Source organism: Sphingomicrobium clamense (assembly GCF_019264355.1).
Lineage (GTDB): Bacteria > Pseudomonadota > Alphaproteobacteria > Sphingomonadales > Sphingomonadaceae > Sphingomicrobium > Sphingomicrobium clamense.
The window spans coordinates 424,219-450,565 of record NZ_JAHVAH010000001.1; the positions used below are offsets into that span (position 1 = coordinate 424,219).

Here is a 26,347-nt window from a genome sequence, read left to right on the forward strand (position 1 = left end):
GCATGAGCGAACCCACCATCCTCCTGATCCAGCCCAACGAACGGGCGCGCCTCGCCATGGTCGCACGCCTCGAACAGGCGGGATTCACCGTTCTGACGTCCAACACTGCGCTCGACGGGCTGGCCGCCATCCAGCGTGAAGAGATCGACCTTGTCCTTTCCGAAAAGGAGCTTCCGGGCCGCGACGGGATCGAGCTGACGCGGCTGGTGCGTGAAAACACCGCCTATGAGGACCTGCCGGTGATGCTGATCACGGGCAAGCACGACCGCGTGGGGGCCTGCGCCGGCTATGGCGTGGGCGCGGACGATGTCGTCGCCAAGCCGTTCGATACCGACGTGCTGATCGCCAAGATCAACCGCCGCCTGACGCTGGCGGGAACGGTGACGGCGCTTCGCCACGACAATTCGATCCTCGACACGCGGGTGATCCAGCGCGCGATCGAACTGGGCGAAGTGCGCGACGAGCTACGCGCGCTGCGCGCGGGCAAGCGCGCTTAAGCGAGCGCGTCGCGAATGGCGGGGGCGATGTCCTCGTCGGCGAGGCCCAAAGCAAGGTTCGCCAGCACGAATCCCTTCTTGTTGCCGCAATCGTGGCGCTCGGCCTCGACCGTGACAGCGTGGAAAGGCTGGCTCCCGATCAGCTTGGCCATGGCATCGGTCAGCTGGATTTCGCCGCCCGCGCCTTTTTCGTGCGCGGAGAGGGCGTCCATGACCTCAGGCTGCAGGATGTAGCGGCCGATGACGCCGATGTTGGAGGGCGCCTCGGACGGGGCGGGTTTTTCGACCAGTCCCTTGACCTCGGTCACCTTGTCGTCGCGCGCGCCGGGATCGACGATGCCGTAGCTCGACGTCTTGTCGCTCGGCACTTCCTCGGCGCAGACGATATTGCCGCCGAGCCGTTCATAGGCATCCACCATCTGCTTGAGCGCACCGGGCTTGCCGACCATCAGGTCGTCGGGGAGCAGGACCGCGAAGGGCTCGTCGCCGACCACTTCGCGTGCGCACCAGATCGCGTGGCCGAGCCCTAGCGGTTGCTGTTGCCGGACGGTCACGAGTTCGCCGTAGCGCGCGCGGCTCGACGAGAGCGGGTCGAGCGACTTGCCCTTCTCGTCCATCACATGTTCGAGCTCGTAGGCCATGTCGAAATAGTCGACGAGGCTGGCCTTGCCGCGACCGGTGATAAAGATCAGCTGGTCGATCCCTGCCTCGCGCGCTTCGTCGACCGCATATTGGATCAGCGGACGGTCGACGATGGTGAGCATTTCCTTGGGCATCGTCTTCGTCGCGGGGAGCAGGCGGGTGCCGAGACCCGCGACCGGAAAGACTGCCTTGCGCACGCGCGGGATGCTCATTCGTCTTCCTTTTCGATGTCGGGGGCGGGGCCGAACGTATCGCTCTCGTCGACGCCTTCGTCGTCAATATTGGTGATCGGATCGGGCTCGGGCGCCGCGCCGCCTTCGGGCGGGGGCAGGTCGAAGCGGTCGGGCGCGCGCGGGGTCGAGCGCTTGACGAGTTCGTCGACGCGCTCGGGACGCGCGTCGGGGGGCGTCGAGAGCAGGTCGCCCGCATCGGGCGTCTCGGCGGCGAGCGCGGGCTTGACCGGGAGCGACTGTCCCTCGGGCGGGCGCAGGTCGCCCATTCGCCCGCACGCGGCAAGCGCGAGGAAACAGGTGGCAAGGCCGAAAGCGCGGATCATGCGACGAGGCTTAGCGAGCCTGCGTGAGGGTGCCAAGCTTGCATCGCGGGCGCGTGCGCCCTAGCGCTGCGCGTCATGAAGAAACTGATCATGATCGCCGCCCTGCTGTCGCTGGCTGCCTGCGATGCGGGAAGCGAGGAGCCGAGCGCGGTGTCGCCCACAGGTGCAGGTGTGCAGCGCGAATTTGCAGGAAGCGAATTGCCGACGCTTGAGATCCTGTCGCCCGAGGGCGAGACGGTGTCGCTGGCCGAGGTGCATGGCGGCGAGCCGATGCTGGTCAATCTGTGGGCGAGCTGGTGCGCGCCGTGCATCGAGGAATTGCCGACGCTGGTGGAATTGTCGCAGCGCGAGGGCGCGCCGAGCGTGCTGACGCTCAACCAGGACATGGGGCCGCAGCCTTCGGTGCGCGCGTTCCTCAAGGACAAGGGCCTGACAGGCGTCGAGACGTGGCAGGACGCCGAGATGGGCATGACCGACGCGCTGGCGATCCAGATCATGCCGACGACGGTGCTTTACGACGCCCAAGGGCGCGAAGTGTGGCGTTTCGTTGGGGACCTCGACTGGAGTGGCGAGGAAGCGGCGGCGCTGCTGGCCGAGCTCGACTAGTCGCGAAGTAGCTCGTTAATCCCCGTCTTGGAGCGCGTGCGTTCGTCAACGCGTTTCACGATCACCGCGCAGGCGAGGCTGGGCCCACCCTTGTCGCTCGGCAGGGTGCCGGGCACCACGACGGCGTAGCTGGGGACGCGGCCGTAGCTGATTTCGCCCGTGGCGCGGTCGACGATCTTGGTCGAGGCGCCGATGAACACGCCCATCGAGATCACCGCGCCTTCGCCGACCGTCACGCCTTCGGCGATTTCCGAGCGCGCGCCGATGAAGGCGTTATCCTCGATGATCACCGGGCCCGCCTGGAGCGGTTCGAGCACGCCGCCAATCCCGGTGCCGCCCGAGATATGGACGTTCTTGCCGATCTGCGCGCAGCTGCCGACGGTGGCCCAGGTGTCGACCATCGTCCCTTCGCCCACATAGGCGCCGAGATTGACGAAGCTGGGCATGAGCACCGCGCCAGGGGCGATATAGGCGCCCTTGCGGACGATCGCGCCGGGCACCGCGCGGAAGGCGGCGGCCTTGAACTGGTCTTCGCCCCAGCCGTGGAACTTACTGTCGACCTTGTCCCACCACGGCGCGCCGCCCGGGCCGCCCGAGATGGCGGTCATGGGGTTGAGGCGGAAGGAGAGGAGCACGGCCTTCTTGAGCCACTGGTTGACCTGCCATTCGCCATCGATCTTTTCGGCGATACGGGCTTCGCCGCTGTCGAGGCGCAGGATCGCGGCTTCGACCGCTTCGCGGATTTCGCCCTGCGTGTCGGCGTCGAGGCCGTCGCGGGCTTCCCAGGCATTTTCGATCGTGGTCTTGAGGTCGCTCATAATTCTCCGTCCAGCATTTGGTGCAGCCAGTCGCCGACATTCTCGATGCGAAAATCGACGATGGCGGGGTCGTAGGCCTGATGGGCCTGTTCGGACCCGTTGTCGACCCAGATGGTGGTCATGCCGAGCGCCTTGGCGGGCTTCAAATTCTTGACCATGTCTTCGAACAATACGGCGCGGCCGGGGTCGATCTCGAAACGCTCCAGCAGCAGTTCGTAGCCGTGGAGGCGGGGCTTGGGCTGGAGGTCGTTGGCAAGGATGCAGTGGACCGCCTCGAACTGCTCCTCGATCCCGAGCCGGCCCAGCACGCGGCGCGCATAAGGCTCGTCGCCATTGGTGAAGATGAATTTTCGGCCGGGGAGGCGGCCCAGGCCCTCGGCGAGCCGTTCGTCGGCGTCGATCTTGTCGAGCGGGATGTCGTGGACGTCGTTGAGGAAGTCGTGTGGGTCGACGCCATGTTCGGCCATCAACCCGGCGAGTGTCGTACCATGTTGATAAAAATGGCTTTTCTGGACCCGGTGCGCTTCCGTTTCATTGACGTTCAGCAAGCGACGGATATAGGCATTCATGCGTGCATCGATCAGCGTGAAGAGGCCCGACGACGCCGGATAGAGGCAGTTATCGAGGTCGAAGACCCAATCGTCGATATGCGAAAATTCGGGGTGCATTGCCGGTTGCCCCTAGCGGCTCGAAAGGTTTTCAGCAAAAACTAACGAGTATGAACTAGCGTTGAGGGCGCTTGAGGAAGGAATTTTCACGATGATTCGGAATGGTTTGGCGCGCCCGACCGCGAAAACGATGACGGCAGTGGGGGCAGCCCTCGCGCTGGCCGCTTGTGGTGGTGGCGGTGGTGGTGGCGGAAGTTCGCCCCGGCCGCTGCCCACGCCGACACCGACTCCTGCCCCGGCCCCTGCGCCCGCACCCGCGCCGACGCCGACCCCGGTCGTCAACGCGGCCGAGTATGAATCGTCGATCGCCGCGCTGCAGGCGAACGCGCTTGCGGCCTATAATGAGGGATATACCGGCGCCGGGATCAAGCTGGCGGTGATCGACACCGGCATCAATCCGAGCCTGTCCGCCTTTACCGGGCGCATCTCGCCGACCAGCGCCGACGTGGTCGCGAGCCGCGGCATCAGCGACGATGACGGGCACGGGACCGCAGTCTCCGCCGTGGCGGCGGCCAATGCCGACGGAAACGACATGCTCGGCGTGGCGTTCGAGGCGTCGATCGTGTCGCTGCGCGCCGACGAGGTCGACAGCTGCACCGGCGAAGGCGAGGCCGATTGCGAATTTTTCGACCGGCACATCGCCGCCGGTGTCGACCGCGCGGTGTTGGCAGGCGCTAGCGTCATCAACATGTCGCTGGGCGGCGGTGGCGCCAGCAGCCAGCTGATCGCGTCGCTCCAGGCGGCAGCCGACGCTGGCATCGTCCTGGTCGTGTCCGCAGGCAATGAGGGCGACACGCCCGAAGGCGTCAACCCGAACCAGTTCGCGCTCGACATCGCGCAGCAGGTCACTGGCGGGGTCGTCATCATCGCCGGTTCGGTCGGCACCGCGTCCGACCCGATCATGATTTCCGACTTCTCCAACCGCGCAGGGACGGGGCGCAATTTCTACCTCACCGCGCGCGGCTATCGCGTGCAGGCACCCGACAATACCGGAACCCAATTCCTGTGGTCGGGAACCAGCTTCTCTGCGCCCGCCATTTCGGGTGCCGTGGCGCTGCTTGCGCAGGCCTTCCCCAACCTGACCGGCGCGGAAATCGTCGACATCCTGTTCACCAGCGCCGCCGATCGCGGCGACCTCGGGATCGACTCCGTCTATGGCCATGGCGAACTTGACATCGGTGCGGCCATCGCGCCCGCCGGGACGACCAGCGTCGCGGGCACGAAGACCGCAATCTCGCTCGCCGATAATGGCGAGCTTCCGGCTGCGGCGGGCGACGCCGCACGTCACGCCATGTCGACGATCATCACCGACCGCTACGACCGCGCCTATGCGTTCGACGTCAACAGCACCCTGTCGCGCGCGGCAGGGCGGCAGCCGCTGCACCAGTCGCTGACCGGCTCGACGCTGCGTCATAACAACCTCGATCTGGGCAAGGTCGCATTCTCGGTCTCGATCGCGCCAGAGGGCGGCAGCCGGGTCAATTTCGGCCCGCTGTTCGAACAGATGGGCAATGTCGATCGCGAACAGGCGCGCCTGATCACGGGCAGCGTGATTGCGCGGATCGACCCCGAAACGCGGGTCGCGTTCGGTTTTTCGGAAAGTGCGTCGACGCTGACCGACCGCCTGACCGGCGATCACGGCACCGCGTTCCTGGTCGCCAAGGACGGGCAGAACGGTACCGGCTTTACCGCCTCGCGCGATCATAGTTTTGGCGTCCGCCGCGACTTCGGTCCCGTGGGCGTGACGGTCGCGAGCGAGGCGGGTTCGCGTTGGACTTCGCTGGCCGAGAACGGGCGCGACGCGCGCTACCGCCTCGACGCGGTGACGCTCGACCGCAAGCTGTTCGGTGAGGGCCGCGTCCGGCTCGGCCTGTCGCTGCTCGACGAACGCGAAACGCTGCTCGGCGGCCGCTTGAGTCCGGCGCTCGGCGATGACGGCAAAGGTTCGCAGACGCGGTTTATCGACCTGTCGGTCAACCAGCCGCTGGGCGGCGGCTTCGCGCTCGGCTTGTCGGCCCGCCGTGGCTGGACCGAGTTTGGCGGCGGTGCCTTCAGGACCGGTGCCTATTCGATCGACGTGCGGCGAGACCGTTTGCTGACCGCCGACGATCGGCTGGCCTTCCGCCTGTCGCAGCCGCTGCGCGTGGAAAGCGGCGGGCTCGACCTCTATCTGCCGCAGGCATGGGACTGGCGCACGGAAAGCGCGACCATGGGCTGGCAGCAGCTGAGCCTGGTGCCGTCGGGGCGCGAGCTGGTCGGCGAAGTCGCCTACGGGCGCGGCCTGCTCGGCGGGCGGCTCGACCTCAACGCTTACTATCGCCACCAGCCGCAGCACATCGCCACGGCCGACGGCGATGTCGGCGCGGCGATCCGCTTCACGCTGGGACTCTAGTCAGGCGCGGCTCTTGCCGAGCCCCGGAATGAGTGGTCCGACCTTCTTCTGATAGTCGGCATAATCGTCGCCGAAATGGGCGACGAGGTCGCGTTCCTCGTACCGGATGCCGATGAAGATATAGGCGGTCATCGACAGCGCGAGCACGAGGTGCCCGACGCTCATTTCGGGCGTCGCCCAAAGCGCGATGAAGAAGCCGAGATAGATGGGATGGCGGACCAGCCGGTAATAGCCGGGGGTCTTCATCTCCATCGCGGGCGGGCCGTCGGGACTGCCGTGATAGGCTGCCTGCTGGAGCCCGAACAGTTCGAAATGGTTCAAAAGCCAGGTCGAGGTGAACAGGATGAACCAGCCGGTGAAGAACAGCACCCAGAGAATGGTGGCGCCGATCCCGCCGACCGACCAGATCGAGACGTCGATCGGATGCCAGAACCACATCAGTGCGGCGAGCAGCAGGCTGGCGACGAGTACATAGGTCGCACGCTCGACGCTCCTGGGCACGCTGGCGGTCAGCTTGTCCTTGAAGCCGATCCTGGCGGCGACGCTGTGGTGCAGCCCGAACAGGGCAACCAGGCCGACGTTGACGACGATCGCCGTGCCCGTCGAGGCGCTGAACCGCGCGGCGTCGACCGTGGTCGGGACGACGAAGCCGAAGACCTGGCGAATGTCGCCGACGAACACGACGAACCACAGGAATGTCAGGAAAAAGACGAGATACGCAGACAACGCATACACCAGCGCAAGAATCTTGCCCATGATGCTGTCCCCCTCTTTGGAAGGGGCGGTTTATCATAATGGCGGCGCGTCGGGTAGGGCGGTGCCTAGCCGAGGTAAATCACACGGTAAAACTCTCGCCGCAGCCGCAGGCGCCCTTGGCGTTGGGATTGTCGAAGACGAAGCCGGCGGCAAAATCGTCTTCCTTCCAGTCCATGACGCTGCCGACGAGGTAGAGCACGCTTGCGCCGTCGACGTAGAACACGCCGCCGGGGGTCTCGATCTTTTCGTCGAAGGCGGATTCCTCGCTGACATAGTCGACCGAATAGGCGAGGCCGGAGCAGCCGCGGCGCGGGGTCGAGAGTTTGACCCCGATCGCGTCGTCGGGCGCATTGGACATCAGCTCGGCGATGCGCGCCTCGGCGGCCTCGGTCAGCGAGATCGCGGCAGGGCGCTGCGGACGGGTGGTTTCCACGTTCATTACAGCATCCCCAATTCTAGGCGCGCTTCGTCGGACATTTTGGAGGGGTCCCAGGGCGGATCCCAAACGAGCTTGACCTCGGCATCGCGAATGCCGGGGACGGAGAGCACGCGCAGCTCGACTTCGCCCGGCATGCTTTCCGCGACCGGGCAGTGCGGGGTGGTCAGCGTCATGGTGACGATGCAATCGCCCTCGCTATCCACCGCGACGTCGTAAATCAGGCCGAGATTGTAGATGTCGACCGGAATCTCGGGGTCGTAGATGGACTGCAGCGCCTCGATCACCGCCTGCTGGAGATCGCCGCCGGGCCCTTGCGCGGGGGCAGCGGGCTTCTCCGCGGCGAGGAAGCCGGCGAGATAGTCTTTCTTGCGCTCGAACTCCTCGGTCACGCGGGCGCGCGGCGGGGCATCGACCTGGTCGACCGTTTCGGTTTCGATCTTTCGCTCGTCGTTCATCCGAAAATCCGTTTCACCTTGTAAATGCCCTCGACCAGCGCAGAGACGTCCGAGGGGTCGGAGTGGGCCGCGAAGCTGGCGCGGACCGTCGCGGACACGCCGAGATAATCCATCAGCGGCTGGGCGCAATGGTGGCCCGCGCGGACCGCGACGCCGGCGTCGTCAAGGATGGTCGCGACGTCGTGGCCGTGGACGCCGTCCATGTTGAAGCTGACGATCCCCGCGCTGTCGTCGGGACCGTAGAGGGTGAGGCCGTCAATCTTGGACAGCTCCTCGCGCGCAAAAGCGACGAGGCCGAGTTCGTGATTGTGGATCGCCTCGCGGCCGAGGCTCGAAAGCCAGTCGGCGGCGGCATGGAAGCCGACCGCGCCGACGATGTGCGGCGTGCCGGCTTCGAAGCGGGCGGGGGCGGGCGCGTAGGTCGTGCCGTCCTCGAGGCTGACGCGGTCGATCATCGCGCCGCCGCCCTGATAGGGGGGCATGTGATCCAGCAGGCCAGGCTGCGCCCAGAGCGCGCCGACGCCGGTCGGGCCGTAACATTTGTGCGCCGAGAAGGCGTAGAAATCGACGCCGAGCGCGGCGACATCGACGTCGAGCCGCGGCACTGCCTGGCAGCCGTCGATGAGGATTTTCGCGCCGACCTTGTGCGCCATGTCGGCGGCGGCACGCACGTCGAGGGTGGAGCCGAAGACGTTGGAGACGTGGGAGAGCGCGACGAGCTTGTGGTGCTCGCTCAGCATCTCTTCGAGTGCGCTCAGATCGATGCGCCCGTCAGCGGTGATCGGGCAGACGTCGATGACGGCGCCCGTGCGCTCGGCCAGCATCTGCCACGGCACGATATTGGAATGATGTTCGAGGCGGCTGAGCAGGATGCGGTCGCCTTCGTTGAGATTGGCCTCGCCCCAGCTGGCAGCGACGAGATTGATCGCCTCGGTTGCGCCGCGGGTGAAGACCAGGCCTTCCGGATCGCCGCCGACAAGCCCGGCCACGGCGGCGCGGGCGGCCTCGTAACTGCGCGTCATCGCCGCCGAGCGCTCGTAGACGCCGCGATGCACCGTCGCATAGTCGTGCGCGTAGGCGTTGGTGATCGCGTCGATCACCGCCTGCGGCTTCTGCGCGGTCGCGGCGCTGTCGAGATAGTGCCAGCCCTCGGGGATGCCGGGGAACTGGGCCTTCACGTCGAGCGGGGCGATGTTGGCGGGGGCGTTCATCGGGTCAGCGACCTCAGCTGCTGGCGCGCCAGTTCGGCGATCTCGTCGCTGGGCGCGTCGTCCCACAGGCCGCCGACGAAGCCTTCGAGCAGCAGCGCCTTGGCTTCCTCGGGCGGGAGACCGCGGGCGGCGGCGTAGAAGAGCTGGTCACGATCGAGTTCGCCGACCGTCGCGCCGTGGGCGCAGGCCACGTCGTCGGCAAATATTTCGAGCTCGGGCTTGGCGTTGGCCGTCGCGCCGCGGTCGAGGAGCATGGCCTTGACCGACTGTTCGGCGTCGGTGCGCTGGCCTTCGCGGGCGACTTCGATGCGACCGAGATAGGAGCCGGTCGCCTTGCCGCCGAGCACCGAGCGGATTTCCTGGAAGCTGGTCGCGTCGGGGGCGGGGTGGCGGAGCACGGTAACGATCTCGAGCGTGGCATCGCCAGCACCGAGATTGGCGGCGTGGAAGCGGAAGTTCGCGCCCTCGCCGAGCGTGATTTCGAGCTCGAGACGGCCGTAGCGCGGGGCGCTGTTGAGCGCCCACAATTCTGCCTTCGCGCCGGCCTCGACGGTCATGACCGCGCGTCGCACGTCGATCGCCTCGCCCGAAGGCATCCAGACCTCGGCGAAGGGCGCATCCCTGGTGACGTGAATCTCGCGCGCGGGCGCGAGTTCGTCCCACACTTCGGCAAGCGCCTTGTGGTCCGAATAACGAAATGCTTCGTCCTTATGTGAGGGCAGGGCCGTCACGCGAGCACCTCCGCATAACCTTCGGCTTCGAGCGCCTCGGCCAGTTCCGGACCGCCTGTCTTCACGATGCGGCCATCGGAAAGTACGTGCACCTTGTCCGGGCGGACATGATTCAAGAGGCGCTGGTAGTGGGTGATCAGCAGCACGCCCTTATCGGGCTGGCGCATGATCGAGTTGATGCCTTCGCCGACCGCCTTGAGCGCGTCGATGTCGAGCCCGCTGTCGGTCTCGTCGAGCACGGCGAACTTGGGATCCATGATCCCCATCTGCACCATCTCGGCGCGTTTCTTCTCGCCGCCCGAAAAGCCGACGTTGACGGGGCGCTTGAGCATGTCGGCCTTGAGGCCGAGCGCATCGGCCTGGCCGCGCGCGCGCTTGATGAAGTCGGCGCCCGAAAGCTCCTCTTCACCCCGCTCGCGGCGCATGGCGTTGAGGCCCTCGCGCAGGAATTGGAGCATCGACACGCCCGGAATTTCGACCGGGTACTGGAAGCCGAGGAACAGGCCGGCGGCGGCGCGTTCATGCGGCTCCATCTCGAACAGGTCGGCGCCGTCGAATTCGACGCTGCCGCCGGTCACTTCATAGCCCGGGCGCCCGCCCAACACGTAGGCGAGCGTCGACTTGCCCGCGCCATTGGGGCCCATGATGGCATGGACTTCGCCGGCAGGCACTTCGAGGCTCAGCCCTTTCAGAATGGGCTTGTCGCCAACGGTGGCGGTGAGGTCGGTAATCTTGAGCATGGCTTAGAGCACAAATCCTTGTTTCGCGAATTTCTTGCTGATCTTGTCGATGTCCTTCTGGCTGGTCGTGGCGATCGCCACGCGGCCGGTATCCTCGTCGGTGTGGACGCCCGTTTCCTTGCAGCTCTTCTCGACGAAGGCGGCGACGTCCTTGGCGATGTCTTTCGGTACGTAGCGGATCATCCGACACTCCCTTCCAGTGACAATGCGAGTAGTTTCTGCGCCTCGACCGCGAACTCCATCGGGAGCTCCTTGAGGACTTCCTTGGCAAAACCGTTGACGATGAGGGCGACGGCCTGCTCCTCGTCCAGCCCGCGCGACTGGGCGTAGAAGAGCTGGTCGTCTGAAATCTTGGATGTGGTTGCTTCGTGCTCGATGGTCGCGGTCGGGTTCTTGACCTCGATGTAGGGCACGGTGTGCGCGCCGCAGTCGCTTCCCAACAGCAGGCTGTCGCACTGGGTGAAGTTGCGGACATTCTCCGCCTTGGGCAGCACCCGCACCAGCCCGCGATAGGTATTGTCCGACTTGCCCGCCGAAATACCCTTCGAGATGATCGTCGAGCGCGAGCCTGCACCGATATGCACCATCTTGGTGCCGGTATCGGCCTGCTGGTAATTGTTGGTGAGCGCGACCGAATAGAATTCGCCGACGCTGTCTGCGCCCTTGAGGATGCAGGACGGATATTTCCAGGTGATCGCGCTGCCGGTTTCGACCTGCGTCCAGCTGACCTTCGAGCGGTCGCCGGCGCATAGCGCGCGCTTGGTCACGAAATTGTAGATGCCGCCCTTGCCGTTCTTGTCGCCCGGATACCAGTTCTGGACGGTCGAGTATTTCACCTCGGCGTCCTCGTGGGCGTAGATCTCGACCACCGCGGCGTGGAGTTGGTTCTCGTCGCGCATCGGCGCGGTGCAGCCTTCGAGGTAAGACACGTAGCTGCCCTTGTCGGCGACGATCAGCGTGCGCTCGAACTGGCCGGTATTTTCGGCATTGATGCGGAAATAGGTCGACAGCTCCATCGGGCAACGCACGCCCTCGGGGACGTAGACGAAGGTGCCGTCCGAAAAGACCGCGCTGTTGAGGCAGGCGTAGAAATTGTCGCGCTGCGGTACGACGCTGCCCAAATATTTCTTCACCAGCTCGGGATGTTCGCGGATCGCTTCGGAGATGGACATGAAGATCACGCCCGCTTTCTCCAGCTCCTCGCGGAAAGTGGTGGCGACCGAGACGCTGTCGAACACCGCGTCGACTGCGACCTTGCGCGCGCCCTCGACGCCCGCGAGCACCTTCTGCTCCTCGATCGGGATGCCGAGCTTTTCGTAGGTGCGACGGATTTCGGGGTCGAGCTCGTCGAGGCTTTTCAGCGTCGGCTTCTTCTTGGGCTCGGCATAATAATGCGCGTCCTGGAAATCGATCGGCGGGATGTCGAGCTTGGCCCAGTCGACCTCTTCCATCTCGAGCCATTTGCGAAAGCCCTCGAGACGCCATTCCAGCATCCACTCGGGCTCTTTTTTCTTGGCCGAGATGAAGCGGACCGTGTCCTCGTTGAGCCCCTTGGGCGCGAAGTCCTGCTCGATATCGGTGGAGAAGCCCCACTCATAATCCTTGTCGAGCGCCTCGCGGGCCTCGGGATTCATTTCCTCGCGGGTGGTCAGTTCGCGCTGGTCGGTCATTGCGCCAGCTCCTGCAACGAGACTGCATCCAGCGCGCCGCGAACCTTGGCGCCGACGATGTTCATGTGGGGCTTCACCTTGCAATGTTGGTCGAGCATGCAGTCCGAGATGCCGGTCTCGCTGCACTGGGTCATGTGGATCGGGCCTTCGACCGCCTCGATGATGTCGGCGAGGCTGATTTCGGGGACAGCGCGCGCGAGGCTGTAGCCGCCCGATGCGCCACGCTGGCTGTCGAGCAGGTCGGCCTTGGCCAGCAGCTGCGTGATCTTCTGCGCGGTCGGGGCAGGCACGCCGGTTTCCTCCGCCAGTTGCGCAGCCGACCAGCGCTCGCCGGGCGTGCGGCGGGCGGCGGCGGTCATCATCACGACCGCATAGTCGGCAAGATGGGTCAGGCGCATGGATCCCTAGCGTTTAATCGGACTAAATCGTTCCGATTGGCGAGCTAGGGATGCACGCGCCCTTTTTCAAGCGATTCCGGACTGTTGCGAGTCGTTCGCAATTATTGTTTCGACGAGGCGATCCAGGCGTCGACGTCTTCCTCGAGCATCTGCAGCGGGCGCGGGCCCGCGGCGAGGATGAGATCGTGGAAGTCGGCATAGGAGAATTGGTCGCCCATCTCTTCCTTCGCCTTTTCGCGCAGCTCCATGATCTTGAGCTTGCCGATCATGTAGGCGGTCGCCTGTCCCGGGATCACCGCATAGCGCTCGATCGCCTTGACCGCGTCACCTTCGGGATTGGGGGTGTTGGTCAGCAGGTAATCGATCGCTTCCTCGCGGCTCCAGCGCTTGTGATGAAGGCCGGTGTCGACGACAAGGCGCGCGGCGCGCCACAGCTCCATGCCCAGCCGGCCGAAATCGGAATAGGGATCGGTGTAGAAACCCATGTCCTTGCCCAGTTCCTCGGAATAGAGGCCCCAGCCTTCGGTATAGGCGGTCCAGCCGCCGAAGCGGCGGAAGGGCGGAAGCCCGTCGAGCCCGGTCTGGATCGAGCGCTGCAGGTGATGGCCCGGATTGCCCTCGTGATAGGCAAGCGCTTCGAGCTCGTTGAGGCTCATCGAGTTGAGGTCGTAAAGGTTGACGTAATAGGTGCCCGGGCGAGAGCCGTCGGGGGCGGGCGACTGGTAGAAGGCCTTGCCCGCGCTCTTTTCGCGGAATGCTTCGACCGGTTTCACGACCAGCGGATCCTTGGGCAGGATGCCGAACCATTGCGGCAGGACCGGATTGATCTTGTCATAGACCGCGTCGACCTTGGCGAGATATTCCTCGCGGCTCTTGGCGAAGAATTGCGGGTCGGTGCGGGTATATTCGAAGAATTCCGCAAGCGTGCCCTCAAACCCGACCTGCGCCATGATGTCGCGCATCGCGGCATGGATGCGCGCGACATTGTCGAGCCCGATCTGGTGCACTTCGTCAGGGGTCATGTCGCTATTCGTGTATTGCGACAGCATCGCCTGGTAATAGGCCGCGCCGTTGGGAAGACGCCACGCGCCGTCCTCGGTCGGGGCCATTGCCTGCTGACGCTCCATTTCTACCTTGAGCGCCGCATAGGCAGGCGCGGCTTCATCTAACCAGGCGGCGTCCGCGCGGGCGATCAGGTCGGCCTTGGCAGCGTCATCGATGTCGAGCCGTCCGACTTTGGCGCGAAAATCCTCGAGCACGGCATTGTCCATCCCTGCATCGAGGATGTTGTCGATGTCGTTGATGACGCGCGGATAGACCCAGTCGGGGGGCATAATGCCCATCTCCGCGCGCCGCGCGCTTTCGGCGGTCCGCTCGGGCAGGACGCGGCCGATGTCGGCAATACGCGAGATATAGGCCTCGGCATGGGCGGGTTCGGACACGCGGTGGATGTTGATCAGGAAGGCTGGCAGGCCCGACTGCAGCCCGAACATCTGGTTGAAGATGAAGCCGTGATCGTCGAACGGCACCATCTTTTCCATTTCCTCGAGATTGACGAGGAACAGGCGGTAGCTGATCGCATCCTGCTCGTTGAGCGTATCGAAGTCGAAGCGCTGCTGCATCTGCGCCGCAGCCTCACGTTGGATCGCGCGGCTGGCATCGGTGTTGGCCTGCGAATAGTCGCCGAGGCTGCCATAATCGTCGTCGATGATCCCGCGATAGGCCTTGCCCTGCGGCGAGAGCGCGAGCTGCGCATTGTCGTAGGTTTCGAAGAATTCGGCCATGGCGGCGGATTGGGCTTCGGCCATCTCTGCTTCCACGGCGTCTTCCGCCGCCTCTTCGAGCGATTCAAGCGCGGTTTCGGCGGCGGCGCTGGTCACCACTTCTGAATCGTCGCCGGTCGTCGTGCAGGCGGCAAGTGTGAGGCTGGTCGTCGCGAGAAGGGCGAGGCGGATCATCGATGTTTCTCCTGAAGCGGGCATTCGAGCGCGACCCTGCCAAGCCGTTACGGCCCCGTCACCCCTTTTTCGGCTGACGGACGAAGCGCTTGGCGTTAGGTGGGGCGCCATGTCGCTCTACACGCTCGCCAAGCCCGCCATTTTCGCGATGGACGCCGAGACCGCGCATCGCGCCGCGATCAAGGCGATGCAGGTGCTGCCGCATCGCAAGGTTCCGTATCATCACCCCTCATTGAAGCAGGACATTGCCGGCCTCTGCTTTCCGTCGCCGATCGGGCTGGCCGCCGGCTTCGACAAGAATGCCGAGGTCTGGCGCGCGATGCTGGGCTACGGGTTCGGCTTCGTCGAGGTCGGGACGCTGACCCCGCGCCCCCAGGACGGCAATCCCAAGCCACGCCTGTTCCGGCTTCGCGAGGATCGCGCGGTCATCAACAGCATGGGATTCAACAATGACGGGCAGGACGCGGCGATCCCGCGGCTGCAGGGGCGCAACCGGCGGCTGGGGGTCGTCGGGATCAATATCGGCGCGAACAAGGATAGCGAGGATCGCATCGCCGACTATGTGTCGGGGGTGCAGAAGATGGCGCAGTTCGCGGGCTACCTGACGATCAACATCAGCTCGCCCAACACGCCGGGCCTGCGACAGTTGCAGGACGAGGCGGCGCTCCGGGACCTGCTGCAGGCGGTGGTGGGCGCGCGCGGGGACATGGCGCTGCCCATTTTCCTCAAGGTCGCGCCCGACCTTCAGGAGGACGATCCAGACCGGATCGCCAAGGCTGCGATCGATGCCGGGCTGGAGGGGCTGATCGTCGCGAACACGACGGTCGATCGCCCGCAATCGCTCCGCAGCCGCGCAGCGATCGAGAAAGGCGGCCTGTCGGGCGCGCCGCTGAAGCCCAAGGCCTATGCCGCGCTCAAGGCGTTTCGCGCCGCGACGGGGGGCAAGATCCCGCTGATCGCCGCAGGCGGGATTGAAAATGCCGCCGATGCGTGGAGCCGGATCACCCACGGGGCGAGCCTGGTGCAGCTCTATTCGGCGCTGGTCTATCACGGGCCGGGGCTCGCCATGACGATTGCCGGCGACCTGCAGCTGCGGCTGGAGGCGGAGGGGATGTCCAACATTTCCGAGGCGGTCGGGATCAACGCGCCCGCGTGACGCCCCAAGCGATTGCCGAGACCGTCAGGAACGAGTAGCGAGCAAGACGATGAAGACGATATTCGTGCCGATTGCCGCTCTCTTGCTCGCGTCCTGCTCGACGCAGCTGCTTCCCGACCAAGCTCCGATCATCGACGGTGCGGTCAGCTCGGCCGAGCCGCGTGCGACCGCGGCGGGTGAAGAAATGCTGGCGATGGGCGGCAGCGCGACCGACGCGGCGCTGGCGACGCTGGTCGCGTTGACCGTGGTCGAGCCGCAGTCGAGCGGGATTGGCGGCGGCGGATTTCTCGTGCGCAGCGATGCTCAAGGCAACGTCATCACCTATGACGGACGCGAGACCGCCCCGTCTGCGGCGGACGAACGATGGTTCCTAGGTGAGGATGGCGAGCCGCTCGACTTTCGCAGTGTCGTGCCGGGTGGACGCAGCGTCGGCGTGCCCGGCAACATCGCCATGATTAAGCTGGCGCATGACCGGCACGGCAAGCTTGAGTGGGCAGAGCTGTTCAAGCCCGCGATCCGGCTGGCGCGCCATGGCTTCCCGATGACCCGGCGGCTCCATGACATGCTGGCACGAAAGAGCGACGCGATCATGGGCCCGATGGGGTCGATCGCCGCCTTCAGCGAAGCCGGACGCGCGCTCTATTATCGCGCCGACGGCACGCCGCATCCGGTCGGCACGATGCTCACCAATCCCGCGCTCGCCGAGTTCCTCGAACGCGTTGCAGCGGAAGGCCCGGACGCTTTTTACACTGGCAGCAATGCCGCGCGGATCGCCGCCAGCGTCCAGCAGGCCGCGCAGGCACCTGCGCCCATGACGGTCGCGGACATCGAAGCCTATGAGGCCAAGACGCGCGCGCCCGTCTGCATGGACTATCGCGCGCACCGCGTCTGCTCGATGGGCCCGCCCTCGTCGGGGGCGACGACCATGCTCCAGATTCTCGGGCTGCTCGAGCGGTTCGACCTATCGGCACTGTCGCCCGACGATCCCGCCTTCTGGCACCTGTTCACCGAGGCGAGCCGTCTCGCTTATGCCGATCGCGAAGCCTATCTGGGCGATGCCGACTTCGTCTGGGTGCCCGTCGCAGGGCTGCTCGATGACGACTATCTCGCCGCTCGCTCGGCCCTAATCTCGCCCGACACGGTGATGGCCGAAGTCCGTCCCGGAACGCCGCCGGGCGCCATGGCCATGGCCGATGGCGACGAGCCGCCCGAGAGCGGCACCAGCCATTTCGCCGTCGCCGACGGACAGGGAAATGTTGTCTCGCTGACCTCCACGATCGAGGGGGCTTTCGGTTCGGGGCTGATCGTCAACGGCTACTACCTCAATAACGAGCTGACCGATTTCAGCTTCTCGCCGACCAGCGACGGGAAGCCGGTGGCCAATGCGGTTGCGGCCGGAAAACGACCGCGATCGTCGATGACCCCGTCGATCGTGTTCGCGGCTGACGGCGAGCCGGTCTTGGCCGTTGGTGCGGCCGGTGGCTCGACCATTATCGTCCAGACCGCGAAGAACATCATCGCGGTCATCGATTGGGGGATGTCGGCAGGCGACGCGCTCGCCATTCGAAACGTCTTCGCCCCCGGAAACGTCGTCATGGTCGAGGAAGGGCCTGGCGATGCCGCGCTGATTGCATCGCTCGCAGCGATGGGGCACGAGAATGTCCGCAGCGTCGGACCCCGTTTCAAGGCCAATGCGGTTCACAAGATCAACGGGCGCTGGGTCCCCGCATTCGACCCCCGCACCCAGAAAGACGTGGAGCTTCCCTAGAGATGAGCATCCAACTCGAACATTTCCCCAACCTGGTGACGATGTTCTTCACGCGCGCGCGTCAGAAGGGCGACAAGCCGTTCCTGTGGGCGAAGAAGAATAATGAGTGGCAGTCGATCAGCTGGTCCGCCGCCGCCTACCAGGTGGCCTGCGTCGCCCAATATCTGCGCGACCTGGGGCTCAAGAAGGGCGACCGGGTCATGCTGGTGTCGGAGAACCGGCCCGAATGGCTGATCGCCGACCTTGGCATCATGGCCGCGGGATGCATCACCGTGCCCGCCTACACCACCAACACGACGCGCGATCACCAGCACATCCTGGGCAATAGCGACGCGCGGGCCGTCATCGTCTCGACGCAGGCGCTGGCCAAGCCGCTCATCCCCGCCGTGCTTTATGCCAGCGAGTGTCATCACATCATCTCGATCGACGACATCATCACCGGCCAGTCGCCCGACGTCGCGCAGTTCCACCACTGGTCGGAAATGACCAGCTGCGACGCCGACGTCATCAAGTTCGAGGAAGAAGCGAAAAGCTTCGCGCGCGAGGACACGGCGTGCATCATCTACACCTCGGGTACCGGCGGTGCGCCGCGCGGGGTGATGCAGCATCACGGCATGATCCTCCACAATGTCGAGGGCTGCGTCGACATCATCGCCAACGATTTTGGTTGGGACGACGAGGTGTTCCTGTCCTTCCTGCCCGCCAGCCATGCCTACGAGCATACGGGCGGCCAGCACTTCCCCGTCGCGTTGGGCGCGCAGATCTACTACGCGCAGAGCCTCGAGAAGCTTGCGTCCAACATCGAGGAAGTGAGGCCGACGATCATGGTCGTCGTGCCGCGCCTGTTCGAAATGTTGCGCGCCAAGATGCTCAAGACGATCGAGAAGGAAGGTGGGCTTGCCAGCTACCTGCTCGACCGCGCGGTTTCGATCGAGAGCAAGCGATACCACGGTAAGTTCAACCCGCTGGACTTGCCGATGGACGGCCTGCTCTCGCTGACGCTGCGCAAGAAAGTGAAACAGAAATTCGGCGGCCGGATAAAGGCGATGGTCTCGGGCGGGGCGCCCCTGACCCCCGACGTCGGCCTCTTCTTCCAGGCCATGGGGCTGCCCATGCTCCAGGGCTATGGCCAGACCGAAAGCGGCCCCGTCATCAGTTGCAACCGCCCCAAGGCCGGCATCCGCATGGAAACCGTCGGCCCGCCGATGCGCAATACCGAGGTGAAGATCGCCGAGGATGGCGAGATTTGCGTGCGCGGCGAGCTGGTGATGAAAGGCTATTGGCGCAATCCCGACGACACCGCGCGCGTGCTCCACGGCGACTGGCTGCTGACCGGCGACGTGGGTCATCTCGACGAGAAGAACCGCATCGTCATCACCGACCGAAAAAAGGACCTGATCGTCCTCGACAAGGGCGACAATGTCTCGCCCCAGCGGGTGGAGGGGATTTTAACGCTAGGGCCGGAAATCGCGCAGGCGATGGTCTATGGCGACCGTCGCCCGCATCTCGTCGCGCTGGTCGTGCCCGACCCCGAATTTGTCGCCGAGCATGGTGGGGACATGGACGCGGTCCGCAAGGGGATCGGAAAGGCGATCGACGCGCTCAACAAGGACCTGTCGGTGATCGAGAAGGTCCGGCGCTTCATCATCGCCGACGAGCCCTTCACGACCGAGAACGAGATGCTGACGCCATCGATGAAAATCCGGCGCCACAAGATCAACGAGGTCTATGGCGAGCGGCTCGCGGCGCTTTACAAGCGCTGAGCTATTTCATCGCCGTACGATAAGGGATGAATTCGCCGAGCGAACAGCCGGAAACGGTCTGGCCCGTGCCGGTGTCGAACACCTTGACGATATCGCCCGAGCAGATCGACGAGCCGACGGGCGGGTCGATCAGCAGCGCGTAGCCGACATTGTCGATCATCGGGCAACGCATTCTGGGCTGGTTGAGGTACGTGGTGCTGCCCTGCTTGAACAGGATATGCTTCTCGTCAATCACCTGCGAGTTGCGGGTCTGGTCGAGCCGGAGGCATTTTTCAGGCTCGCCCGCGACCTTGTCGGCCAGCGCGGCCTGGAGCTTGGCGCTGTTGCGTTCGGTCATTTCATAGGGCTGCGCGGCGCTGCACCCGGCAAGCGCGGCGACGAGGGCGATGCTGGCGATTTGGCGATACATGGGGGACTCCTTCATTCTCAAAAACGGTCCTTTGCGACGCGTAGTTCGGCGAACTCCCCTGCATCGTTCGCGCGCAAGAATGGATTTGTAGCACATTCTTCGCCCACCGTCGTGGGCACGGTGCGCCTGTGCTCATCGCGTGCGGCCTGTGTCGCGGCGAGCCGGTCTGCGATCGGGCGGTCGTCAGGGAAGGCATGCGCGGCGAACTTGCCGTTCGACAGCGTATATTCGTGGGCGCAATAAAGCTGTGTTTCGGCAGGCAGGCCCGCGAGCCGTTGGAGGGCGCCGTGCATTTGCTCGGGCGTGCCCTCGAACAATTTTCCGCAGCCCATGGCGAAAATCGTGTCTCCGACAAAGGCCAGACCGTCGTCTCCGAAGATGTAGGCGATGTGACCGAGCGTGTGGCCCGGAATGTGCCAAACATCGGCCGTTGCGCCACCCAGCGAGACTTGGTCGCCCTCGTCGACCTGGTGGTCGATGCCGGGAATCTTGTCGGCCTCGCCGGTAGGCCCGATGACCTCGGCGCCGGTCGCTTCCTTGACGCGTAAATTACCGCCGACATGGTCGGGGTGCCAGTGGGTGTTAAGGATGCGGGTGATGGTCCAGCCAAGTTCGCGCGCGGCGGTCAGGCAGGCTTCACCGTCGCCCGGATCGACGACCGCGACCTCGTCGCCGACCTTGGCCAGCCAGTGATAATTGTCGCTGAACGCGGGGACGCAGGCGATGTCGAACCGCCCGTGCGTGTCGATTTCGTAAGCGGCGCTCACCAGCTGCCTTCGTTGGGCATCGAGGCCCAGGGCTCGGCGGGCTCGAGCGCGCCGTCCTTATTGAGCAGTTCGATCGATATGCCGTCGGGAGTCTTGACGAAGGCCATGCGCCCGTCGCGCGGCGGTCGGTTGATCGTCACGCCGTTCGCCTGGAGCGTCGCGCATGTCTCGTAGATATCGTCGACATGATAGGCGAGGTGGCCGAAATTGCGTCCGCCGCCGAAATCGTCGGGTTCGCCGTCCCAATTATGCGTTAGCTCGACCTCGGCGTCCTGCCCTGGCACGCCGAGAAAGATCAGCGTGAAGCGTCCGGCCTCGCTCTCCTTGCGCCGGCGTTCTTCCAGCCCGAGCAGCTTGAAGAAGTCGACCGTCGCCTCTGGGTCGGTCACGCGGAGCATGGTGTGTAGATAGGTCATTGGGCCTCCGTCTCCATGCTCGCCAGCGCTTCGGCGGCGGCCGCGGCGCTGGGGTTGCCCGTGTGGGTCGCGGCCTCGGCGAATTTGGTGCGCGCCTCTGCCTCGTCGCCTTCCGCGATGGCGACGTGGCCGGCCAGCAGCAGTAGCTCGGGCGCGTCGTGCGCGAGTGCGAGACCAGTGTCGAGTGCGGCGCGGGCGCCGGCGAGATCGCCTGTATCCAGGAGGATCGTTCCTTTCATCCACCACAGGAAGGGGTCGGCCGCCGCATAGGTTTCGGCGTCGGCAAGATGCTGCAGCGCGAGCTCGGCATTGTTCTGCGCCAGCGCGGCGCGGGCGCGGTCAATCCGGGCTAGGCCGCGCTGGAGCGGCGCAAGATAGAGATCGTATTCCAGCGCGCGGGCAATCGCGAGGTCCGCCTCGGCAGGGCGCTCGGCGGCGAGCCACATGTTTGCCGCGGCAAGCTCGATCCGCGCCCGCTGTTCGCGCGCATCGCCAGCCAGCGGCGCGGCTTCCTCGAACGCGGTTGCGGCCTCGACATAGCGCTTCTGTTCCGACGCCACCGTCGCACGGCACAGCGTGCTCTCGAGGCTGGCATCGGTACCGCAGGCGAGCAGCGCGCGGGGCGTATCGATCTTGGGACCCTGCACGTCCTGGAAGGCGAGGAGGGCGAGGACAAGGCTCAGGGACATTCTTCCACCAGTTCGTCGAGACTCTGAAGGATCGCCGCAATCTCGTGCGGTTCCGACAGGCGGTGTCCGCCATGCTTGATGAGTTTGAGCTGAACGTTGCCGCTCTTGAGCTGGGCCATGGCGCGCGCGGCGATGCTCCACGGAACGTCGGCATCCTCGTCGCCATGGACGAAGCGTGCGGGGCCGGTGAAGGGGATCGTCGCGCCCAGCAACTTGAGCTGTTCGCCCGCCTCCCAGAAGCCGCGATGCGTCACATAGGGTTCGGGGCCGTAGGGGTTGGGCTCCTCCAGCTTGCCGCTCTCGCGGATCGTCGCCTTTTGCTCCTCGGAAAAGCCCCAGTCGGTGAAGTCGGGCGCCGCGGCGATGCCGAGCAGGCCCGCGATGCGACCCGGGCGGTCAGCGGCGGCGTGGAGCGCGAGCCAGCCGCCCATCGAGCTGCCGATAACGATGATCGGGCCTGGGGCTGCCACATGGTCGATCATGTGCAGCATATCCTCGCGCCAGGTCGCCAGCGTCCCGTCGGCGAAGTCGCCATCGGAGAGCCCCGTTCCCGAATAGTCGAAGCGCAGGCAGGCAATGCCGTTACGCGCGGCATAATCGTCGATCGCGGTCGCCTTGCCTCCATCCATGTCGGAGGCATAGCCGGGCAGGAAGAGTAGCGTCGGCGCATGGCCGCTACGATGCCGCACCGCGAGGCGGCGGCCGGAAACTTCGATATGCGAAACAGGAGGGGCGTCGGTCATGACACCCCTCCTATCGTGCGCCTTTAGGGCTGGCTAGTTTGCGAGGAATTCGGCGAGCTTTTCGTGGAAGAAAGCCGGCTGGTCGAACATGATGAAATGACGGCTGCCTTCGACCGGGATCAGCGTCACGGCGTCCGCCTCGCCATAGGCGGTGCCGTAGACCTCGGCGGCGCGCTCGGCGGGGAGCATGGGCGGATCGAACGGGTAGAACATGGCCGTCGGCACGCTAAGCTCGGCGACCCGGTCGCGCAGGTCGGTGGTCATGATCTCGTACATCAGCTGGCCGGTCACGCGGCGATCCGCGCTGGCAGCGTAGAGGTCCACCTTGCACTGGCCGGCGGGGTCCTTGCTCATCCCGCGCGCCTGCATCGAAGGCGCCTCGCAATCGGGTGCGGGCAACTCGGTCTCGGCATTCGCGACCATCATCTGGCGCATCATCGCGGCTTGCGGCTCGGCCGTTTCGGCGGTCGCATTGGGGTTCATGATGACCGAGAAGAAGGGCAGCGAGTCCACGATGACGAGCTTGCCGATCGCTTCGGGATGGTCGAGCGCGAGAGTCAGGCCCGAAAAGCCGCCCATCGAATGGCCGACCAGCGTCGGAGCGTCGAGCGTGGCGGCATAGTCGGCGAGCTCGGCGACCAGATGCGGCAGGATGTCGCCCTCTCCGTTGGGGCCGGCGGGTGTGTCGCCGAACCCGGCGACCTCGACGAGGTGCAGGCGATAGTCGTCCTTGAGCAGCGCGACCGTGTCGTCCCACACGCTACGCGGGCTGGTGAGGCCTGGGACTAGGATGACGTCGGGCCCTTCGCCCACGACCTCGACCGAGAAGCGAGCGGTCTGTTCGGCGGCGACCGGGTCGGTCGCGGCGGCGGCAGGCAAGGGGAGGGCGGTAGCCGCCAGCGCGGCGGCAAAAAAGTTCAGCGATTTCATGACATTATCCTTTCGGGTCGAAAATTTCTTCGATGGTGAGGCCGAACAGTTCGGCGATCGTAAAGGCGAGGGGGAGCGAGGGGTCGTACTTGCCGGTCTCGATGGCGTTCACGCTCTGGCGCGACACTTCGAGGCGCTCGGCAAGGTCCGACTGGCTCCAGTCGCGCTCGGCGCGCAGGACCTTGAGCCGGTTCTTCACATCGAGTCTCCAGCGGTGCCGTAGGTGATCTTGTTGGCGATCCCGCCGACGCCCAGTCCGAAGAACCAGAGGATCGGCCACCAGTAAGCATCGATATGCGGCACCTGCTCGAAATTCTCGAGAAAGCCCCAGACCGAGGCGGCCGAGAGCGAGATGGCGGTCGCGATCAGCGACTGGCGGATGTTGAGCATCCGGATGAATTCGTCCTTCACCTCGAGGATGAAGCGCCCGATGGCCCAGAAATAGCCGACCACGGCGAGACCCGGGACGATCGCGATGATCATCGACAGCGGGGTGATGGGATCGCCCTCGTCGATCAGCATGACCGCGGCGATCAACGACCCGACATAGGTCAGGCTGACGATCAACATGCGTTTCAGGTAATTGCGCGTCGGGCTACCGACCGCGCCCTGTGTCCCCGCATTGGCCATGGCGTTGAGCCCGGCCTTGACGATGAAGACCATCGGCGAGGCCATGATCAGGTTGGCAACCAGCGGATCCTTGATGTCGGACAGGTTGAGCGCGACCCCGGCCGCGATGATCGCGACGAAGAAGGCACCGAACCAGGGCAGGACGGGCTTGCGCGGCGATTTCGATACGGTCTCGTTGGTCATGATCAGCAGCTCCCGCAGCGGGCGCTGCGCTTGCTCGTGGCGAAGAAGGCGGCGAGCATCGCCCCGATCAGCAGCATCGCGCCCGTGTCGTTCATGCCGCTCTGCTTGGCGACGTAGGCGGCGACGATGGTGATCGCGGCCCAGCTCAGGCCCTTAATCGTGCAGTTCATCAGTCAAACTCCCTTTTCAATATGTAAAGCGTATTTGACACACGATGAGCTCAATGTCAAGCGCCCTTTACAAAGTGGAAAGCGTGCTTGAATTGTCCTTTTGGTTGAACGGGTTGCTGCACTGCACTAGGTGGGATGCCATGACCGAGATGGTGAAGATCGAACTGCCCGACGGCAGCGTGAAGGAAATGCCCGAGGGCGCGACCCCCTATGACGTCGCCGCCGATATCGGGCCGGGGCTGGCGAAAGCAGCGATGGCGGCGCGCGTCGATGGCGAGGTGCGCGACCTGAAGCGGCCGTTCGAGGGCGATGCCAAGCTGGCGCTGATTACCAAACGCGACGAGGCGGACGCTCTCGAACTGGTACGCCACGATTTCGCGCACGTGCTGGCCGAAGCGGTCCAGAACATGTTCCCGGGCACGCAGATCACTTTCGGCCCCGCGACCGACGACGGTTTCTATTACGATTTCGCACCCGCCCCCGGCCGCGGCATGTTCACCGAGGAGGACCTGCCCGCCATCGAGGAGGAGATGCGCCGCATCATCGCTGCCGACAAGCCGCTGGTCCGCGAAGTTTGGGACCGCGAGAAGGTGCGCCAGTTCTTCATCGACCATGGCGAGGCGTTCAAGGCCGAGTGGGTTATGGAGCTGCCCGCCGACGAACCGATCACCATGTACAAGACGGGCGAGGGCGAGGCCGACTGGATCGACCTGTGCCGTGGCCCGCACTTGCCCTCGACCGGCTATCTCGATCCCAAGGCGTTCAAGCTGACCCGCGTGTCGGGCGCTTACTGGCGCGGCGACCAGTCCAACCCGATGCTCAGCCGCATCTACGGGACCGCCTGGCTCGACCGCAAGCAGCTCAAGCAGCATCTCGTCCGCCTCGAGGAAGCGGCCAAGCGCGACCATCGGAAGCTGGGCGCGGAGATGAACCTGTTTCACCTGCAGCAGGAAGCGCACGGCTCGGTCTTCTGGCACCCGCAAGGCTACAAGGTCTGGCGCGAGCTCGAGGCCTATATGCGCCGCGCGATCGACGAGGGTGGCTATAACGAGATCAAGACGCCGCAGCTGATGGACGTGAAGCAGTGGACCCAGTCGGGTCACTGGGGAAAATATGCCGAGAACATGTTCGCGGTCCCCGACATCGTCCCCAATGTGGAGAGCGAGGAAGAAGCCGCGTCCCCGAGCGTCGCCGACGATGCCGACTGGATGGCGATCAAGCCGATGAACTGCCCGGCCCACGTGCTGGTTTTCAAGCAGGGCATCACCTCATATCGCGAGCTGCCGATCCGGCTCTACGAGAATGGCTGCTGCCACCGCAACGAGCCGCACGGCGCGCTCCACGGCTTGATGCGCGTGCGCCAGTTCACGCAGGACGACGCGCACATCTTCTGCACCGAAGAGCAGGTCGTGGAAGAAATCCACAAATTCTGCCGCCTCGCCGACAGCATCTACAAGGATTTCGGCTACACCTATCACGTGAAGCTCGCGACCCGGCCCGAGAAACGGTTCGGCACCGACGCAATGTGGGACAAGGCCGAGCAGGAAATGCGCGACGCGGTGAAGGCCGCGGGCATGGATAATGACGATTATGGCTGGGAAGAGCTGGAGGGCGAAGGCGCCTTCTATGCGCCCAAGCTGGAATGGCATTTGACCGATGCGATCGGCCGCACCTGGCAGGTCGGCACCATCCAGTCGGACCGCGTGCTGCCCGAGCGTCTCGATGCGTCCTATATCGGTGAGGATGGCGAGCGGCACCGCCCCGTCATGCTCCACCGCGCGATCTTCGGTTCGTACGAGCGCTTCATCGGCATGCTGATCGAACATTATGCTGGCAAGATGCCGCTCTGGCTTGCCCCGACGCAGGCGGTGGTCGCGACCATCGTCTCGGACGCCGACGACTATGCCAATGACGTGCTGGCCAAGCTGAACGCCGCGGGCTTCCGCGCCGAGGCCGATCTTCGCAACGAGAAGATCAACTACAAGGTGCGCGAGCATTCGCTGGCCAAGGTCCCGCTGCTGCTCGTCGTCGGCAAGCGCGAGGCCGAGGAAGGCACCGTGGCGCTCCGCCGTCTCGGATCGGACGAGCATCAGAAGGTGATGAAGCTCGACGAGCTGCTGGCCATGATGCGCGAGGAGGCGACGCCGCCCGACCTTCGCCAAGGGTAAGCGCCGCGTTAACCATTT

General features: G+C 65.0%; 30 protein-coding genes. 7 read left to right on the forward strand and 23 right to left on the reverse strand.

Features of this window, described 5'->3' with window-relative positions:
- Nucleotides 1-2 precede the first annotated feature (2 nt).
- Nucleotides 3-497: a response regulator gene (locus tag KTQ36_RS02085; protein WP_218632112.1), complete on the forward strand. Its 495-nt coding sequence runs from the start codon at nucleotides 3-5 to the stop codon at nucleotides 495-497.
- Here KTQ36_RS02085 and galU read toward each other — a convergent pair.
- Nucleotides 494-1,351 carry a UTP--glucose-1-phosphate uridylyltransferase GalU gene (galU, locus tag KTQ36_RS02090; RefSeq protein WP_218632113.1) on the reverse strand — a complete coding sequence of 286 codons (858 nt, stop codon included), beginning with the start codon at nucleotides 1,349-1,351 and terminating at the stop codon, nucleotides 494-496. The two genes, KTQ36_RS02085 and galU, sit on opposite strands and share 4 nt — an antisense overlap.
- A complete protein-coding gene (lptM, locus tag KTQ36_RS02095; RefSeq protein WP_255554028.1) occupies nucleotides 1,348-1,695 on the reverse strand; it encodes an LPS translocon maturation chaperone LptM in 348 nt (115 codons plus the stop codon). Before lptM ends, galU begins: the two co-directional genes overlap by 4 nt.
- Before the next feature lie 75 nt (nucleotides 1,696-1,770).
- Here lptM and KTQ36_RS02100 point away from each other — a divergent pair, with 75 nt between their 5' ends.
- A complete protein-coding gene (locus KTQ36_RS02100; RefSeq protein ID WP_218632114.1) occupies nucleotides 1,771-2,301 on the forward strand; it encodes a TlpA family protein disulfide reductase in 531 nt (176 codons plus the stop codon).
- On the opposite strand, the gene dapD is transcribed toward KTQ36_RS02100, so the two are convergent.
- Together dapD and KTQ36_RS02110 are read right to left on the reverse strand one after the other, a co-directional pair.
- A complete protein-coding gene (gene dapD, locus KTQ36_RS02105; RefSeq protein WP_218632115.1) occupies nucleotides 2,298-3,119 on the reverse strand; it encodes a 2,3,4,5-tetrahydropyridine-2,6-dicarboxylate N-succinyltransferase in 822 nt (273 codons plus the stop codon). The two genes, KTQ36_RS02100 and dapD, sit on opposite strands and share 4 nt — an antisense overlap.
- On the reverse strand, nucleotides 3,116-3,787 hold the full coding sequence (locus KTQ36_RS02110; RefSeq protein ID WP_218632116.1) for a pyrimidine 5'-nucleotidase: 672 nt from the start codon (nucleotides 3,785-3,787) through the stop codon (nucleotides 3,116-3,118). Before KTQ36_RS02110 ends, dapD begins: the two co-directional genes overlap by 4 nt.
- A 91-nt stretch (nucleotides 3,788-3,878) precedes the next feature.
- On the opposite strand from KTQ36_RS02110, the gene KTQ36_RS02115 reads away from it, so the two are divergent.
- Nucleotides 3,879-6,179, forward strand: a complete 2,301-nt coding sequence (locus KTQ36_RS02115) for a S8 family peptidase (RefSeq protein ID WP_218632117.1) — start codon at nucleotides 3,879-3,881, stop codon at nucleotides 6,177-6,179.
- Here the strand turns inward: KTQ36_RS02115 and mddA are convergent, their stop codons facing one another.
- The 10 genes from mddA to KTQ36_RS02165 form a co-directional block, all read right to left on the reverse strand.
- Nucleotides 6,180-6,935, reverse strand: a complete 756-nt coding sequence (mddA, locus tag KTQ36_RS02120) for a methanethiol S-methyltransferase (RefSeq protein ID WP_218632118.1) — start codon at nucleotides 6,933-6,935, stop codon at nucleotides 6,180-6,182.
- 79 nt (nucleotides 6,936-7,014) lie between these two features.
- Complete coding sequence (locus tag KTQ36_RS02125) at nucleotides 7,015-7,374, reverse strand: HesB/IscA family protein (protein ID WP_218632119.1); 360 nt, start codon at nucleotides 7,372-7,374, stop codon at nucleotides 7,015-7,017.
- Complete coding sequence (locus KTQ36_RS02130; RefSeq protein WP_218632120.1) at nucleotides 7,374-7,829, reverse strand: SUF system Fe-S cluster assembly protein; 456 nt, start codon at nucleotides 7,827-7,829, stop codon at nucleotides 7,374-7,376. The genes KTQ36_RS02125 and KTQ36_RS02130 overlap by 1 nt, the downstream gene beginning before the upstream one ends.
- Nucleotides 7,826-9,040 carry an aminotransferase class V-fold PLP-dependent enzyme gene (locus KTQ36_RS02135; RefSeq protein WP_218632121.1) on the reverse strand — a complete coding sequence of 405 codons (1,215 nt, stop codon included), beginning with the start codon at nucleotides 9,038-9,040 and terminating at the stop codon, nucleotides 7,826-7,828. Before KTQ36_RS02135 ends, KTQ36_RS02130 begins: the two co-directional genes overlap by 4 nt.
- The gene (locus KTQ36_RS02140; RefSeq protein ID WP_218632122.1) at nucleotides 9,037-9,771 is read right to left on the reverse strand and encodes a SufD family Fe-S cluster assembly protein; all 735 of its coding nucleotides are present in this window, start codon (nucleotides 9,769-9,771) and stop codon (nucleotides 9,037-9,039) included. The genes KTQ36_RS02135 and KTQ36_RS02140 overlap by 4 nt, the downstream gene beginning before the upstream one ends.
- Nucleotides 9,768-10,511, reverse strand: coding sequence for a Fe-S cluster assembly ATPase SufC (gene sufC / locus KTQ36_RS02145; protein WP_218632123.1), 744 nt, complete (start codon nucleotides 10,509-10,511; stop codon nucleotides 9,768-9,770). The genes KTQ36_RS02140 and sufC overlap by 4 nt, the downstream gene beginning before the upstream one ends.
- A gap of 3 nt (nucleotides 10,512-10,514) precedes the next feature.
- Nucleotides 10,515-10,694, reverse strand: coding sequence for a hypothetical protein (locus KTQ36_RS02150; RefSeq protein ID WP_218632124.1), 180 nt, complete (start codon nucleotides 10,692-10,694; stop codon nucleotides 10,515-10,517).
- Nucleotides 10,691-12,145, reverse strand: a complete 1,455-nt coding sequence (gene sufB / locus KTQ36_RS02155; protein ID WP_255554650.1) for a Fe-S cluster assembly protein SufB — start codon at nucleotides 12,143-12,145, stop codon at nucleotides 10,691-10,693. The genes KTQ36_RS02150 and sufB overlap by 4 nt, the downstream gene beginning before the upstream one ends.
- A 32-nt stretch (nucleotides 12,146-12,177) precedes the next feature.
- Nucleotides 12,178-12,579 carry an SUF system Fe-S cluster assembly regulator gene (locus KTQ36_RS02160; protein ID WP_218632126.1) on the reverse strand — a complete coding sequence of 134 codons (402 nt, stop codon included), beginning with the start codon at nucleotides 12,577-12,579 and terminating at the stop codon, nucleotides 12,178-12,180.
- A gap of 101 nt (nucleotides 12,580-12,680) precedes the next feature.
- Nucleotides 12,681-14,537 carry a DUF885 domain-containing protein gene (locus KTQ36_RS02165; protein WP_218632127.1) on the reverse strand — a complete coding sequence of 619 codons (1,857 nt, stop codon included), beginning with the start codon at nucleotides 14,535-14,537 and terminating at the stop codon, nucleotides 12,681-12,683.
- Nucleotides 14,538-14,646: 109 nt separating this feature from the next.
- On the opposite strand from KTQ36_RS02165, the gene KTQ36_RS02170 reads away from it, so the two are divergent.
- The 3 genes from KTQ36_RS02170 to KTQ36_RS02180 are packed head-to-tail and all read left to right on the forward strand — an operon-like array spanning nucleotide 14,647 to nucleotide 19,224.
- On the forward strand, nucleotides 14,647-15,693 hold the full coding sequence (locus tag KTQ36_RS02170) for a quinone-dependent dihydroorotate dehydrogenase (RefSeq protein WP_218632128.1): 1,047 nt from the start codon (nucleotides 14,647-14,649) through the stop codon (nucleotides 15,691-15,693).
- A 49-nt stretch (nucleotides 15,694-15,742) separates the two neighbouring features.
- Nucleotides 15,743-17,461 carry a gamma-glutamyltransferase gene (gene ggt / locus KTQ36_RS02175; RefSeq protein ID WP_218632129.1) on the forward strand — a complete coding sequence of 573 codons (1,719 nt, stop codon included), beginning with the start codon at nucleotides 15,743-15,745 and terminating at the stop codon, nucleotides 17,459-17,461.
- Between the two features lie 2 nt (nucleotides 17,462-17,463).
- Nucleotides 17,464-19,224 carry an AMP-dependent synthetase/ligase gene (locus KTQ36_RS02180; protein WP_218632130.1) on the forward strand — a complete coding sequence of 587 codons (1,761 nt, stop codon included), beginning with the start codon at nucleotides 17,464-17,466 and terminating at the stop codon, nucleotides 19,222-19,224.
- A gap of 1 nt (nucleotide 19,225) precedes the next feature.
- Here KTQ36_RS02180 and KTQ36_RS02185 read toward each other — a convergent pair whose 3' ends face one another.
- Genes KTQ36_RS02185 through KTQ36_RS02225 form a run of 9 tightly spaced genes read right to left on the reverse strand, consistent with a single transcriptional unit; the run spans nucleotide 19,226 to nucleotide 24,161 of the window.
- Nucleotides 19,226-19,633, reverse strand: coding sequence for a hypothetical protein (locus KTQ36_RS02185; RefSeq protein WP_218632131.1), 408 nt, complete (start codon nucleotides 19,631-19,633; stop codon nucleotides 19,226-19,228).
- Nucleotides 19,634-19,650: 17 nt separating this feature from the next.
- The gene (gene gloB, locus KTQ36_RS02190) at nucleotides 19,651-20,400 is read right to left on the reverse strand and encodes a hydroxyacylglutathione hydrolase (protein ID WP_345777650.1); all 750 of its coding nucleotides are present in this window, start codon (nucleotides 20,398-20,400) and stop codon (nucleotides 19,651-19,653) included.
- Nucleotides 20,397-20,816, reverse strand: a complete 420-nt coding sequence (locus tag KTQ36_RS02195; RefSeq protein ID WP_218632132.1) for a VOC family protein — start codon at nucleotides 20,814-20,816, stop codon at nucleotides 20,397-20,399. The genes gloB and KTQ36_RS02195 overlap by 4 nt, the downstream gene beginning before the upstream one ends.
- Complete coding sequence (locus KTQ36_RS02200) at nucleotides 20,813-21,505, reverse strand: tetratricopeptide repeat protein (protein ID WP_218632133.1); 693 nt, start codon at nucleotides 21,503-21,505, stop codon at nucleotides 20,813-20,815. The genes KTQ36_RS02195 and KTQ36_RS02200 overlap by 4 nt, the downstream gene beginning before the upstream one ends.
- Nucleotides 21,496-22,248 (reverse strand): alpha/beta fold hydrolase, encoded by a 753-nt coding sequence (locus KTQ36_RS02205; protein ID WP_218632134.1) that lies wholly within the window; start codon nucleotides 22,246-22,248, stop codon nucleotides 21,496-21,498. Before KTQ36_RS02205 ends, KTQ36_RS02200 begins: the two co-directional genes overlap by 10 nt.
- 33 nt (nucleotides 22,249-22,281) lie before the next feature.
- Nucleotides 22,282-23,178 carry an alpha/beta fold hydrolase gene (locus tag KTQ36_RS02210; protein ID WP_218632135.1) on the reverse strand — a complete coding sequence of 299 codons (897 nt, stop codon included), beginning with the start codon at nucleotides 23,176-23,178 and terminating at the stop codon, nucleotides 22,282-22,284.
- 4 nt (nucleotides 23,179-23,182) lie between these two features.
- Nucleotides 23,183-23,377, reverse strand: coding sequence for a helix-turn-helix transcriptional regulator (locus tag KTQ36_RS02215; RefSeq protein ID WP_218632136.1), 195 nt, complete (start codon nucleotides 23,375-23,377; stop codon nucleotides 23,183-23,185).
- Nucleotides 23,374-23,991 carry a hypothetical protein gene (locus tag KTQ36_RS02220; protein ID WP_218632137.1) on the reverse strand — a complete coding sequence of 206 codons (618 nt, stop codon included), beginning with the start codon at nucleotides 23,989-23,991 and terminating at the stop codon, nucleotides 23,374-23,376. The genes KTQ36_RS02215 and KTQ36_RS02220 overlap by 4 nt, the downstream gene beginning before the upstream one ends.
- 2 nt (nucleotides 23,992-23,993) lie before the next feature.
- Nucleotides 23,994-24,161, reverse strand: coding sequence for a hypothetical protein (locus tag KTQ36_RS02225; RefSeq protein ID WP_218632138.1), 168 nt, complete (start codon nucleotides 24,159-24,161; stop codon nucleotides 23,994-23,996).
- Between the two features lie 140 nt (nucleotides 24,162-24,301).
- Here KTQ36_RS02225 and thrS point away from each other — a divergent pair, with 140 nt between their 5' ends.
- The gene (thrS, locus tag KTQ36_RS02230; protein ID WP_218632139.1) at nucleotides 24,302-26,329 is read left to right on the forward strand and encodes a threonine--tRNA ligase; all 2,028 of its coding nucleotides are present in this window, start codon (nucleotides 24,302-24,304) and stop codon (nucleotides 26,327-26,329) included.
- Nucleotides 26,330-26,347: the final 18 nt, after the last annotated feature.